This window comes from Pantoea sp. K16, assembly GCF_048452805.1.
GTDB lineage: Bacteria > Pseudomonadota > Gammaproteobacteria > Enterobacterales > Enterobacteriaceae > Pantoea > Pantoea agglomerans.
Map to the genome: position 1 here is coordinate 63,193 of NZ_JBLWNV010000003.1, position 12,739 is coordinate 75,931.

Genomic DNA, 12,739 nt, shown 5'->3' on the forward strand with positions numbered 1-12,739 from the left:
GGGCGAACTGGACCACACTCAATTCACTTTGTCCGCATAAGGAATTGACCGTGAAAAACTTCAAACGTATTGCACTGCCCCTGTTAGCCGCTGCCACCCTCTACGCCCCGTTGTCTCAGGCTGAGGCGATGCACTACCAGCTGAATCCTGAGCATACGTCGGTAATTGTTGCCTGGAACCACTTCGGCTTCTCAAACCCTACCGCTGATATCCCTGATGCAACCGGTAACCTGGTGTTTGATAAAGATCATCCAGAGGCATCACGCGTTGACGTGACCCTGCCAGTCAGCAAAATCGACAGCCACGTGGCTGCGCTGACCAAAGAATTCAAAGGCGCTGAGTACTTCGACACCGCTAAATATCCGACTGCGACCTTCCACAGCACCAAAGTGGTGGCGAAGGGCGACAACAAATTTGATGTTGAAGGCAACCTGACCCTGAAAGGGATCACCAAGCCAGTTACGCTGCACGCGACGCTGAACAAGCAGGGCGAGCATCCGATGGTGAAAAAGCAGGCGATTGGTTTTGATGCCACCGGCACCATCAAGCGTTCTGACTTTAAGCTGGACAAATATGTCCCAGCGGTAAGCGACGAGGTCACTCTGACTCTGTCTACTGAAGCCTACGCCAAGTAAGCTTTTTGGGACGTAGCGGCTTGCTGCTACGCCCCTTATTCGTTTTTTCTGCGCCTTCTTCCCCTCTGAAATCTATTCTGCCCGCCTGTTTCTCTGCCATAAAATAATCCGGATATCTCCTCATCAACTATTTTCTGAACGCTTTATCTGGCCCGGAACCGGGAAAATGAGGCGAAAGTCACAAATTTGCAACAGCACGGAATAAGCCACTCAGTGCCGCTGTGTGGCGAAATAAAATTCAGATGCCTTCTGAACTAACCCTTTGATTTATATCGTTTCGCTCTAATCTGCCTTCCCGCAAATAGTGTGATTTTGATCTCATAAACCGCCGTTCAGACACCCCTGTCAATAACCCCGCCCAAAAAATACCGCTCGTAACTGTGATCTCCTCTGCAAATAGCAACCCCACGAACCGGAAGAATGGCCCTCAGCAGATTAAGCCAGCGAGGTGAGGGAAATGCGAATTGGAATGGTGATCAGTGGCGGTGATGTAACCGGCATTAATAATTTTGTCTTCCAGTTAGGGCGTCTGACGCAGGCGGAGATCGTGATATTTGATGGTGGCATTCCCGGCCTGCTGGCAAATAACCATCGTGATATCAGCCAGCGTGATCTGCTCGACTTTTCAATTGCCTCAATTCCGGTTATGCAATCGGGACGCACGCAAAAGAAACTGGTGCGCAGCGAATATGAATGTATTGCCCGCCAGCTGAAAAACGCCCGTATTGAAGTGTTAATTATGGCGGGCGGTGACGGGTCGCTGCAATTTCTCCATACCCTGTCGGAGTCTGGCGTTAATTGTTTCGGCGTCGGCATGACTATCGATAATGATGTCTTCGGCAGTGATTACACCCTGGGTTTTTCCACCGCCTGCGAACAGGTATTAAAAGAGGTCGCGAAACTGCGGAATACCGGGCGCGCCTTACCTGGACGGGTATTTATGCTGGAGTTACTCGGCGGTTACTGCGGCGAATTAACCCTGCAGTCGGCGATTAAATCCAACGCGGACATTGCGCTGATCCCGGAGTGCCAGATTCCTTTGCCACAGCTGGCGCAGCGCATCACCCGGCGGCTGGCAGAACAGAACAGCGTGATCATTCTCTGTTCAGAAGGCTACACCCGCGAATATTCGCCGGGTTTTCAGGGGGCTATCGACACCTTAATCAAACAGCTTGAGCCGCTTATTGGCGTACGCGTCCGTAAAACTATCCTCGGTTACGGGCTGCGGAATGGTGATCCCACCTGCGAAGAGATTTATCAGGGCACCATTATGGCCAGTGAAGTGGTGCGTTGTATTCAGTCAGGCATGCGGAATAAAGCGGTCATTATTAATGGCAGCAATAAACCGATTCCGATTGATTTAATAAGCATGCAAAAACGCCTGGTCGATATTGACGGGCACCATTATAAACTCGCTAAACAACTCAATATATTGTGAGGAGAAAACCATGCTGAAAATATTATGTGTCTGTGGTTGTGGCTTAGGATCCAGTTTTGCGATTGAGATGAGCGCAAAAGCGGTTTTAAAAAAACTGGAGATTGAGGCCGATATCGATCACACCACCATTTCAGAAGCGAATGCCTTTAAGTCGGACATGATTCTGACGCAAAAAGCCTTTGCCGATGTGTTAAATGCCGACGCCAGTCCGGAACAGATTAAGCGGGTCATTATTCTTAACCGGCTCACCGATAAAGCGGAAATAGAGCAGAAGATCCTGGCCTTTTTAAAAGAACGCAACGTAAAGGTCGCCGCCCATGAATAGTGTGATCGACTTCCTGGTAAAAGATCTGCTGGGGCAGGCGTCTATTCTGATCGCCTTTATTGCCCTGATTGGTCTGCTGCTGCAAAAGAAATCTGCAGGCAAGGTGGTGGAAGGCACCTTTAAAACCCTGCTCGGTTTTTTAATTATGATGGCGGGTATCAATATTATTGTGGGAACCCTGACGTTCCTCAATACCATTTTTACCCACGGCTTTGGCATGCGCGGCTATATCACCGATGTTGCCGCCATTGCCGGGCTGGCTAACCGTGAGCTGGGGTCTGAAGTGGCACTGACGCTGCTGGTGATCTTTATCGTCAATATCATCATCGCGCGACTGACGCCCTTTAAGTACATCTTCCTCACCGGCCAGGCTCTGCTGTGGATGGCGACGATTGGCGCGGTGATTGGCTATAAAGCGGGGCTGACCGGTCTGCCGCTGATCCTGACCGGCGGTATCTTTGGCGGGATCATGGCCGTGGTGATGCCTGCGCTGGCGCAGCCGGTGGTACGGCGTATTACCGATTCGGACGACGTTGCCCTGGGTCACTTCTGCACCATTGGTTATCTGGTCACTGCGGCGGTCGCCAAAGTGGTCGGCAAAGGATCGCGATCCACTGAAGATCTTAAGCTGCCCGATAACTTCAAGTTTCTGCAGGATACCTATCTGTCGATGGCGCTGGTGATGGTGCCGATGTACCTGATCCCCGCCGTGGCGGCCGGTCCGGCGTTTATCGCCCAGTACAGCAACGGCATGAACTACCTGATGTACGCCTTTATGCAGTCGATTCAGTTCGTGGCCGGAGTCTTTGTGCTCTACAGCGGCGTTCGTCTATTGCTGAACGAGCTGGTGCCTGCCTTCCGCGGTATCGCCATGCGTGTCGTGCCGGATGCCAAACCGGCGCTGGACTGCCCGGTGATGTTTCCCTATGCCCCGAACGCGGTGATTGTTGGCTTTCTCGCCACCACGCTCGGCTCAATTGTCGGCATGCTCGTCTTCCCGATGTTTGGTCTGGCGATGATCCTGCCTGGCCTGCTGACCAACTTCTTTGCCGGTGGCACCGCCGGGGTATTTGGTAATGCCATGGGCGGACGGCGCGGCGCGATGATCGGCGGCTTCGTCCACGGCCTCTTTATCACCATTCTGCCCGCCATCCTGGTGCCGATGCTGGAGAGCTATGGCTTCACCGGTGTGACCTTCAGTGACTCAGATGTCATCAGTACCGGCCTGGTGCTCGGCCACGCCTTCCAGAATAACTGGCTGTTCGTCGCCCTGTTTATTGCCTTTGTTACCGCGCTTGCCTGGTTTGTTAATGGCAAATCCACAAAACCTCAAGAGGAAAAAATCCATGAAACTTTATAACTTCGCCGATCTGTTACAGCTGGCTAAACAGCGCGACTTTAAAGCGGTGGGTTCTTTTAATCTTCACTGCCTGGAGATGCTGCCCGCCTATTTTAAAGCGGCAGAGAAAACCAATAGTCCGTTAATGATTCAGATCTCCACCGGTACGGCGAAATATCTCGGCCATAAATTACTGGTCGATGCCATTAAATCGCTGTCAGAGAGCAAAAATGTCCCGACCTGTCTGCATCTCGATCACTGTTCCGATTTAGCGGCAATTCAGACAGCGATTGATGCCGGATTCAGTTCCGTGATGTATGACGGGTCCCATCTGTCAATTGAGGAGAATATTGCCAATACCCGCCGGGTGATCGATATGGCGCGTCCGCACGATGTTTCGGTAGAAGCGGAGCTGGGCGCGATTGGCGGCTCGGAAGATGGTAAATGTGTGGAGATGGAGGCGATTGCGTTTACGCCGGTGGAAGATGCGCGCCGCTTTGTCGAAGAGACCGGCGTCGATATGCTGGCGATCTCCATCGGCACCGTGCATGGGCTTTACACCGGTAAAGCGCATATTCAGCATCAGCGGCTGGCAGATATCACGGCGGCAACCCACACGCCACTGGTGCTGCACGGCGGCACCGGCGTCAGCGATGAAGATATGCGGCTGGCGGTCAGCAGCGGTATTGAGAAGGTCAATGTCGGCACCGAAATGAATGTTCAATGGGTGGCGCAGTGCAAATCGACCTTTGAAAAAGGCAAGGTCAATGACAGCGTGCGTAATTTCCTGGTGCCGGCCAATGATGCGGTAACCAGTGTGCTGGTAGAGAAGATGCAATTATTCCGGTAATCGCCCGTTTCGCCATCACCGGCTTATTGCGTCAAACCTTTTATAATTACCTATTAATCTGAGCCACCCCGACATGCTACGGGGCAGGAGAGCCTATGTTTGGATTCTTAAAAAAGTCTCCGGCTGTGGAACAACCCAGCGAGCAGCAGCAGGATCATCTGGCGGAATTAAGTCGCGAGAAAATAACGCAACTGGAGCAGCAGCTGGCTATTAATCCGCGTGATGGCGAAACGCAAAAACAATTAATGCTGGAATATAACCGGGCATTAAGCTTATTTGCGAAAAGCCGTCGCTATCGCAATGAAATTGATGCGCTGTTTGTCAAAATCGATGAATTACGCAATGTGGTTCGCCAGTCGATTTAAGGAGAGCTGATGACGATTAAGCAGTTATTGCAAGAGGCAAACGCCATTCAGATTGGTATCGACGCCACGGACTGGCGTCAGGTTATCGCGCTGGCTGCCGAACCCCTGGTCAGTGGCGGCTATCTCGATGCTTCTTATCCTGATGCGGTCATTGCCAATACGCTGGCCCATGGCGCTTACTACGTGTTTGAAGAGGGGATCGCCATTCCCCATGCGCGACCGGACGCGGGTGTGATCCGCGACTGTTTCAGTATGATTCTGTTGAATGAGCCGATCTCGTTTGAGGGCAGTGACAAAGCGGACATTGTGATTATGTTTGGTGCGCGTGACAGCAATGCCCATATCGAAGAGGGGATCCGCGCGATTGTGTCGCTGCTGGAAGATGAGGAAACGCTGGTCCGGTTACGTCAGGCCAGCAGTGTCGCGGAGGTCATCGATATCTTATGACGCAAAACATCCCCCCCAAACGCGTGGTGCTGGTTAACGGTATTCCGGCATCGGGTAAAAGCACCCTGACGCGCGTGCTGTCACAACACTTTAGCTGGCCGGTGCTGACGCTCGACAGCCTGAAAGAGCCGTTTATGCACGCTTTTGCGCCGGTCGATCGCCAGCGTAACCGGCAACTGGGCTGCGCGGCCTATCAGGCGATCTGGAACATCGTCGCGCAGGCTCCCGCCAGTCAGATCTGGCTGATCGACGCCTGGTTTGGGTTCCAGCCCCGTACGCTGCTGGAGCAGGGACTGAAACAGGCGGGCGTGGAAGAGGCGCTGGAGCTATGGCTCAAGATTGAACCGGAAGCGGCGGTGGCGCGCTATCAGGCGCGGCTGTCACAGCGGCTGCCGGGCCATCCGGGTGCGGAGTATTTGCCGGAGCTGCGCCAGCTGGCACAACAGGCCACTCCGATGGCGCTGGGCCAGGTGTATGAGGTTGATGCCTGCGCCCAGGATCACGCTGCCGTCATTCACTGGCTGCAGCAGCAACTGACCAGAACCCGCTACACTTCAGTTCATCATCAGAGGAGTGAGGTGTTGCAGGATGTCGTCGCCCCCGTATCTGCAAACCGGTGAGAGCGCCGTGCTCTATGACGGCGTCTGTAAGCTGTGTAACGGCTGGGTTCAGTTCCTGCTGCGTCACCATCTGGCGCGGCAGGTCCGTTTTGCCTCGGTGCAGAGCGAGCAGGGCAAAGCGCTGCTGCGCTGGGCCGGACTGCCGGAAGAGAACATCAGCACCATTGTCTACATTGCCGATAACCAGCACTGGCTGCGGGCGCAGGCGGTGTTCCGCGTGATGCAGCACCTGCCGGCCCCGTGGCGCGGGCTGGCGGTGCTGCGCCACTTTCCCGACGCGATCAGTAACTTTGCTTATGACCGCATCGCGTTAAACCGCTATAAGCTGTTTGGGCGTTACAGCGCCCAGCACGCTATCCAACCCGATTATCCTGGTCGATTTCTGCATGAGGTGGAGCAGACGGTCACGGAAGGGTAAATACCGTCCGGCAACGGCTGTCGTCGCTCTGCCATTCCTCCGCGATATCACTTAATGGACGCGACCGGAAAGGAATGGTAAAACCGTGCGGTCCGGCGGCCTGCAGCATTTCCCCTATTGAGGCGATCAGTTCACGGTCTGGCACACTGCCCAGCCCGCTTCCCATCAGTGTTAGCCCGGATGAGCGCAGCAGCTTACTGTGCAGGGAAATCTCCTGCCCGCTCAGCGAACCAATCTGCACAAAGCGCACGATTTTTTCGCCACCCCGAACCGCCGCAGTCATGATTGCCAGTGCGCTCTCACCCCACAGATAATCCAGTACTACATCAACGCCCTCTGCCATCAGGGCGGGGAGTTCGGTGGGCAGCGCATCCAGCGTCAGAGTGATATCAGCACCCTCATTGTGCAACTGCTGCAGCGTTTCTCTGTTACGGCCGGTGGCAATGATTTTGCCTGCACCCAGCGCGCGGGCAATGCGGATCGCCAGGCGACCCGAAGTGCCGGTCGCGCCATTGATCAGCACGGTCTCGCCGGGGCGAAGTGCGGCCCGACGGGTCAGCGCTGTCCAGGAGGACATGCCCGGATTCGCGAGAGCTGCTGCCAGCACCGGATCAAGGCCAGAAGGCAGTGGGATGATGTGTTCTCTACTGACCACCGTCCGCTCGGCCATACTGCCCGAGGCGGAGTCAAAAGCCAGAAAGTAGACAGCCTCGCCGTTGTCGAGGTAGCCCGTTCCGTCAATGCCCGGAATAAACGGGAATTGCGAAACGGCGCTGTAGTGGTTGCCCGCCGCCCGGGCTTTCGCCAGCTGGCTGAGTGCTGCGGCTCTGACGGTAATCCGCTGCTGATGCTCACCGGCCTGGGGTTCCGGTCTGTCACCGTAGTGAGGTTTTGCGCCTGCCTGATCGATTATCGCTGCTTTCATGGTTGGTCTGCCTTCTGTCTGGGAGTTATTAGGTGTAAAGTACACACATTATTCCTGCCTCAGGATGGCGTCAATGAAAAGTGTGCAAAATACACATAAATACGATGCGCTGCATAATTGTCTGCTGACGATTGCAGGCGCGCTTAACCGCCCCCAGCGCGATATGGCGATGATTAAAGCGGCGGGTATTGAACTGGATCGGGCGCTGTTTCCGCTGCTGGTTCAGGTCAGCCGGTTCGGGCCGATCGGCGTAGGCGAACTGGCCGATCGGGTGGGGCGTGACTACAGCACGGTCAGCCGTCAGGTGGCGAAACTGGAGGAAACCGGGCTGGTCGTGCGGCAGAAAAATCAGCAGGACAAAAGGATTAACGAGGCAGCCATTACCGCAGATGGCCGGGCGATGACCGATAAAATCGATGCGCAGCGCGTGCAGGTCTATCAGCGCGTTTTCCGGCACTGGCCGGACAGCGATCGCGAGGCGCTGGAGCAACTGCTCAGCAGATTTGTTACCGATTTTACCCTCACGGAAGGTGACGAAAATGATGACAAGCATGATGCGGTTTAAGGGAAGAGGGATTTATGCCGGTTAATTTCGATCTCAACGATCTCTATGCGTTTCGCGCGCTGGTGGAGTTTGGAAATTTTCGCCTGGCGGCGGAATCGATCTGTCTCTCACAGTCGGCGCTGAGCCGCCGGATAGATAAGCTGGAAACCTCGCTGGGGATCAAACTGTTTGAGCGTACCACGCGCCGCGTCACGCTGACGCTGAAGGGGCATGCGTTTGCTCAGCGCTCGGATAAGTTGCTGGCTGATTTTGAGGAGGTCATGGCCGATCTCAGTGAGGTGAGCTTAGCCCGCACCGGCCTGATTACCGTGGCCTGCGTGCCGTCAGCCGCCTACTACTTTATGCCCAACATTATCCGGCTGTTTCAGGCGCGCTATCCCCGCGTACGAGTCAAACTGATCGACAGCAGTGCGGCTAACGTTTATGACGCGGTGATTGGCGGTCAGGCCGACTTTGGCATCAGTTTTTCCAGCCGCTCGCAGCCGGATGTGCATTTCCAGCCGCTGATGGATGATCCCTATGTGGCGGCCTGTCGGCGTGACCATCCGATAGCCGGCAAAAAGAGTCTGAGCTGGCAGGCGTTTTATCAGTATGAGTGGGTCGGGCTGGATAAAACCTCCGGCAATCGCAACCTGCTGGATCAGGCGCTGCAGGCGATCATGCCGGAGAAACCCTGTATCTGTGAAACCCGCCACGTCACCACCATGCTGGGGATGGTTGAGGCGGGGCTGGGCATTGCTGCCGTCCCCGCCATGTCGATGCCTGGCTACGATCACGCCCTGCTGATGGCGGTTCCATTGACCGATCCGCAGGTGAAACGCACCGTGGGTCTGCTACGTAAAAATGGCCGGTCGCTGTCGCATATTGCGGGCGAACTGGAGAACCTGATTATTGAACAGTATCAGCGTCTCTGACCGGTTTAGACGCTTTCACGGTGTGCAGTCCGCTGGCGTGCACCGCCTGTTGTACCTCAGAGGAGGCGAGCCAGCGCAGCAGCTTAGCCGCCTCATCCGGCTGCGCTGACTTGCGCACCACGGCACCGGCGAAGCGGGTGGTGTATTGCAGCTTGTCCGGTAGTTCGCCAATAAAAGTGACGCCCGGCACCGGCAGCAGCTCACTGACCTGCTGAAAGCCGATAGCGTATTTACCGGCCGCGACCTCTGAGGCCACCGGGATGCGCTCAACCTTCACCGCTTTCCCCTTAACCTGATCCTCAATGCCCAGGCGGCTGAACAGCTGGCTGCTGACATATTTACCGCTGGCGCTGTCAGAATAGGCGATGGAGCTGGCGTTCAGCAGAGCAGTACGCAGCGCGCTTTCGCTGCCAATCTTAACCGGCGTGGCACCCTGTTTGATCACCGCGCCGATGCGCGAGTCCGCCAGCTCAACCCGTGAACCCGGCAGCGTCTCGCCCTGTTTTTGCAGATTGCTTAACGCGTCGCCGACCATAATCACCACATCGGCCGGTTCACCGCGCGCCAGTCGTGCCGGAATGGCCTGTGGGGTTTTACCCATAGACGGGCCGGCGACCGTATTGATAGTAATGCCCTCCTGCCTGGCGAAGCGGGGCGAGAGCGTATCCCACGCTGCTTTAAACCCGCCGGAGATCATTACCGTCAACTCTTTTGCCTGCGCCGTGGCGCTGCCCGCCACGCTGAACAGCAGAGCAGCGTACAGCGACATCGTTTTCAGTTTCATTTTACGTTCCTCAGCTAGCGGTTTCATGGGCAGGTGATACGGCACTGCGTGTACGACGATAGAGGTAAAGTGTTGCCCCCAGGGCGCAGACTGCGGCAAAACTCATCCAGTAGCCTGGCGAGGCTTTATCGCCGGTCATCTCAATCAGGCCGGTTGACATCACCGGCGTAAACCCGCCAAACAGCGCAGTTGCCAGGCTATAGGCCAGCGAGAAGCCCGCCACGCGCACTTCCGCTGGCATGATTTCGGTCAGCGCCGGGATCATCGCGCCGTTGTAGAGACCATAGATCATTGAAAGCCACAGCAGCACGCCCAGCATCATCGAGAAGCCCGGTGCGGCGGCCAGCATGCTCAGAGCCGGATAGGTGGTGACTATTGCCAGCAGGGTCATGGCGACCAGCACAGGCTTACGACCAAAGCGGTCGGAGATCGCACCGCCAATCGGCAGCCAGATAAAGTTCGATACCGCCACCAGCAACGTCACCAGCAGGCTGTCAGAGGCGCTGAGCAGCAGCACTTTCTTGCCAAAGGTCGGCGCGTAAACCGTAATCAGGTAAAACGCTGTCGTGGTCATTGCTACCATCAGCATCCCGGCAATCACCACCTGCCAGTTGGCGAGCAGGATGCGGAACACCTGCTTCACATCGGGATGGCTGCGACGGTTGTTGAACTCCTGGGTCTCTTCCAGCTTGCGACGCAGCAGGAAGATAAACGGCACGATCAGGCAGCCAAACAGGAACGGAATGCGCCAGCCCCATTCACGGATGGCACTCTCTTCCAGCACCGCGTTGAGGATAAAGCCCATCGCCGCCGCCACCATAATCGCGACCTGCTGACTGCCCGACTGCCAGCTTGTGTAGAAGCCCTTGCGGCCTGGTGTGGCGATCTCTGCCAGATAGACCGACACGCCGCCCAGCTCCGCACCGGCGGAAAAGCCCTGCAGCAGCCGACCAATCAGCACCAGCAGCGGCGCCCACAGACCAATACTCTGGTAAGAGGGGATCAGCACGATCATAAAGGTGCCCGCCGCCATGATGGAGAGCGTGACGATCAGCCCTTTACGACGACCGACCTTATCGATGTACGCCCCCAGCACTACCGCGCCAATCGGGCGCATCAGGAACCCTGCGCCAAACACGGCAAAGGTCATCATCAGTGAGGCGAACTCACTGCTGGCCGGGAAAAAGGTATGGGCGATATAGGTGGCATAGAAACCGAACAGGAAGAAGTCGAACTGTTCGAGAAAGTTGCCTGAGGTAACACGGAATATTGCGCCAATCCTGGCGCGGTGAGTCATGGGTGAGGTTGTCTGCATCAGTAACTCCAGTAAGGTTTGACGCTTTTTGCCGCGCCTGTCACTGAAGAGTGGATCAGCGCCCGGCGCTAAATAAGTGCAAAAAGGGCATCGATTAATGTGCCAGCCGCATGATTGCCAGGCGTTATCACTTAAAATTATTTTGATTCAATGGGTTAAGTGGCGGGGTGGTTTTTTTGTGCCTGTTAGTGGGTTTGAGATGAGTTTGCGGAAATGTGACAGATTTCATAAGCGTGTTGCAGGCGAATAGGGGGAATCTGGCTTGTCTGAGGCCATCAGCGCAGAGTCTGGCGGCAAAGAGGGTTCAGAACGCAGGCAGCAAGGCGTCAGGGAAAGGTTATGCCAAAAATCTGATGTAAATGTCGGACGCCCGCTACGGTAAAAACCACTTCACGGTAGCCAGGCTGCCGGGTTAGCCAGCCTTGCGTTTCAAAGGCACTCAGCAGCGCTGCACCCGCGTAGCCGCCGAGATGGAACCGGCGCTCACTCCAGTCGAGACAGCCACAGCAGGCTCTGCGGCGTCCGGGCTGCGACAGATCAATCTGCAACGCCGCAAACTGCTGCAGACCCAACAGGGTGACAGCGCTGCCTTCCGGCGTGATCCAGCCCTGTTGCGCCATTACGGCATAAATCTGCACCGCAATCTCACCGGCCAGATGGTCGTAACAGGTGCGGGCGGTGCGAAGCGATGTTGGGGTGGTGCTCGCCGGCGCGGCAATCCGTCGCCAGGACACGCCCATCATGTTCTCAATCAGCGTAGCGATGTCACTGCCGGTCAGTCGGTAATAACGGTGACGCCCCTGCGCCACGCAGACGATCAAGCCGCTGGTGATCAACCGGTTCAGATGGGCGCTGGCGGTTGAGGGCGCCACGTCGGTGACGGCACTGAGTTCGGTGGCGGTCCAGGCGCGTCCATCCATCAGCGCGGACAGCATCTTCACCCGTGACGGATCGGCCATTGCGGCGGCGACGCCCACAATCGCATTCTCAAGTGCTTCGCTATCGTCAGGTGCGTTATGCGGTTGTGGAGTTGCCATCAGATTACAGTGCCCATTCTGTGGTCAGCCCGGCGGCTGATCGATTGTTATCGGTAATCAGGATCAGCTGGTTAGCGTGATCGCTGTATTGCACCAGGATGTTGATTCCGGCATCGGCAAGGCGTGCAGTGATCGCCCCCAGCTCGCCGGGACGCTGTTGCGGTAACCTGCGAATAAGCGGGACGTTAACTGCCTCGACGGCGATACCTTCTGCTTCAAGCACGGCCCGCGCCCGTTCGCCTTCCTCAACCAGAAAATGAGCGTGGCTCTGTTCACCAAAGGAGAACAGGCCGCCGCCTTCCAGGCCAATCCCATGACGGCCCAGCAGCGTGGTGAGCCGGGAAAGTGTGCCTGGACTATTTTGCAGGATGACATGAATATCGAACATGTTAATTTACTCCCTGTTGTGAGGCATATTCTCTGATCAGCGTGACGATGCGAAGACGGTAACCGGCAAAAAGGGTCTCGCGGCCTTCACGCTGTGCGGCCTGGTGACAGAGGTTGCGCTTCCAGGCCAGCACCGATTCTTCATCGCGCCACCAGGAGAGCCAGAGAATTTTTTTCTCATCGGTCAGGCTTTGAAAGCGCTCAAGAGAGATAAACCCGCTGTTTTGCATCAGCAGCGGTTTAAGGTCGGCAGCCAGTTGCAGGTAACGCATCTGGTGTTCGGGTCGGGCTTCGGCTTCAAATAGTACGGCAATCATCGCTATCCTCCTTTGGGTGATAGCGCAAAAATAGCGGGCGGGGCGGGTTGATGCTTCG

The 12,739-nt window shown here is 56.0% G+C and carries 17 protein-coding genes; 11 read left to right on the forward strand and 6 right to left on the reverse strand.

Translation table 11 applies throughout. The annotated features are described in order from the left end of the window. The first annotated feature begins 50 nt into the window (after positions 1 to 50). The 9 genes from ACK13D_RS04745 (at position 51) to ACK13D_RS04785 (ending at position 6,437) form a co-directional block, all read left to right on the forward strand. The gene (locus ACK13D_RS04745) at positions 51 to 635 is read left to right on the forward strand and encodes a YceI family protein (RefSeq protein ID WP_010245067.1); all 585 of its coding nucleotides are present in this window, start codon (positions 51 to 53) and stop codon (positions 633 to 635) included. 457 nt (positions 636 to 1,092) lie between these two features. Further along, complete coding sequence (locus tag ACK13D_RS04750) at positions 1,093 to 2,073, forward strand: 6-phosphofructokinase (protein WP_187494447.1); 981 nt, start codon at positions 1,093 to 1,095, stop codon at positions 2,071 to 2,073. A 10-nt stretch (positions 2,074 to 2,083) separates the two neighbouring features. Further along, positions 2,084 to 2,398 carry a PTS sugar transporter subunit IIB gene (locus ACK13D_RS04755; protein ID WP_010245062.1) on the forward strand — a complete coding sequence of 105 codons (315 nt, stop codon included), beginning with the start codon at positions 2,084 to 2,086 and terminating at the stop codon, positions 2,396 to 2,398. After that, the gene (locus ACK13D_RS04760; protein WP_008925155.1) at positions 2,391 to 3,758 is read left to right on the forward strand and encodes a PTS sugar transporter subunit IIC; all 1,368 of its coding nucleotides are present in this window, start codon (positions 2,391 to 2,393) and stop codon (positions 3,756 to 3,758) included. The genes ACK13D_RS04755 and ACK13D_RS04760 overlap by 8 nt, the downstream gene beginning before the upstream one ends. Further along, positions 3,745 to 4,587, forward strand: coding sequence for a class II fructose-bisphosphate aldolase (locus ACK13D_RS04765; RefSeq protein WP_045140371.1), 843 nt, complete (start codon positions 3,745 to 3,747; stop codon positions 4,585 to 4,587). Before ACK13D_RS04760 ends, ACK13D_RS04765 begins: the two co-directional genes overlap by 14 nt. A gap of 95 nt (positions 4,588 to 4,682) precedes the next feature. After that, the gene (locus tag ACK13D_RS04770; RefSeq protein ID WP_010245053.1) at positions 4,683 to 4,952 is read left to right on the forward strand and encodes a hypothetical protein; all 270 of its coding nucleotides are present in this window, start codon (positions 4,683 to 4,685) and stop codon (positions 4,950 to 4,952) included. A gap of 9 nt (positions 4,953 to 4,961) precedes the next feature. Continuing rightward, on the forward strand, positions 4,962 to 5,399 hold the full coding sequence (locus ACK13D_RS04775) for a PTS sugar transporter subunit IIA (RefSeq protein ID WP_010245049.1): 438 nt from the start codon (positions 4,962 to 4,964) through the stop codon (positions 5,397 to 5,399). Then, complete coding sequence (locus tag ACK13D_RS04780) at positions 5,396 to 6,019, forward strand: glucokinase (RefSeq protein ID WP_122458514.1); 624 nt, start codon at positions 5,396 to 5,398, stop codon at positions 6,017 to 6,019. The genes ACK13D_RS04775 and ACK13D_RS04780 overlap by 4 nt, the downstream gene beginning before the upstream one ends. After that, positions 5,988 to 6,437 (forward strand): thiol-disulfide oxidoreductase DCC family protein, encoded by a 450-nt coding sequence (locus ACK13D_RS04785; protein WP_033779212.1) that lies wholly within the window; start codon positions 5,988 to 5,990, stop codon positions 6,435 to 6,437. Before ACK13D_RS04780 ends, ACK13D_RS04785 begins: the two co-directional genes overlap by 32 nt. On the opposite strand, the gene ACK13D_RS04790 is transcribed toward ACK13D_RS04785, so the two are convergent. Beyond that, positions 6,424 to 7,362, reverse strand: a complete 939-nt coding sequence (locus tag ACK13D_RS04790; protein ID WP_010670118.1) for a quinone oxidoreductase family protein — start codon at positions 7,360 to 7,362, stop codon at positions 6,424 to 6,426. The two genes, ACK13D_RS04785 and ACK13D_RS04790, sit on opposite strands and share 14 nt — an antisense overlap. Before the next feature lie 73 nt (positions 7,363 to 7,435). On the opposite strand from ACK13D_RS04790, the gene ACK13D_RS04795 reads away from it, so the two are divergent. After that, a complete protein-coding gene (locus ACK13D_RS04795) occupies positions 7,436 to 7,927 on the forward strand; it encodes a MarR family winged helix-turn-helix transcriptional regulator (protein WP_010670119.1) in 492 nt (163 codons plus the stop codon). 14 nt (positions 7,928 to 7,941) lie between these two features. Further along, on the forward strand, positions 7,942 to 8,841 hold the full coding sequence (locus ACK13D_RS04800) for a LysR family transcriptional regulator (RefSeq protein WP_010670120.1): 900 nt from the start codon (positions 7,942 to 7,944) through the stop codon (positions 8,839 to 8,841). On the opposite strand, the gene ACK13D_RS04805 is transcribed toward ACK13D_RS04800, so the two are convergent. The 5 genes from ACK13D_RS04805 to ACK13D_RS04825 form a co-directional block, all read right to left on the reverse strand. Continuing rightward, on the reverse strand, positions 8,816 to 9,625 hold the full coding sequence (locus ACK13D_RS04805) for a molybdate ABC transporter substrate-binding protein (RefSeq protein ID WP_341576003.1): 810 nt from the start codon (positions 9,623 to 9,625) through the stop codon (positions 8,816 to 8,818). The two genes, ACK13D_RS04800 and ACK13D_RS04805, sit on opposite strands and share 26 nt — an antisense overlap. 10 nt (positions 9,626 to 9,635) lie before the next feature. Further along, complete coding sequence (locus ACK13D_RS04810; protein WP_122888982.1) at positions 9,636 to 10,943, reverse strand: MFS transporter; 1,308 nt, start codon at positions 10,941 to 10,943, stop codon at positions 9,636 to 9,638. A 323-nt stretch (positions 10,944 to 11,266) separates the two neighbouring features. Beyond that, on the reverse strand, positions 11,267 to 11,977 hold the full coding sequence (locus ACK13D_RS04815) for an ArsR/SmtB family transcription factor (protein ID WP_341576004.1): 711 nt from the start codon (positions 11,975 to 11,977) through the stop codon (positions 11,267 to 11,269). 4 nt (positions 11,978 to 11,981) lie between these two features. Continuing rightward, positions 11,982 to 12,365 (reverse strand): amino acid-binding protein, encoded by a 384-nt coding sequence (locus tag ACK13D_RS04820; protein ID WP_010245033.1) that lies wholly within the window; start codon positions 12,363 to 12,365, stop codon positions 11,982 to 11,984. Position 12,366: 1 nt separating this feature from the next. Next, the gene (locus ACK13D_RS04825; RefSeq protein WP_163851511.1) at positions 12,367 to 12,681 is read right to left on the reverse strand and encodes an antibiotic biosynthesis monooxygenase family protein; all 315 of its coding nucleotides are present in this window, start codon (positions 12,679 to 12,681) and stop codon (positions 12,367 to 12,369) included. Positions 12,682 to 12,739 lie beyond the last annotated feature (58 nt).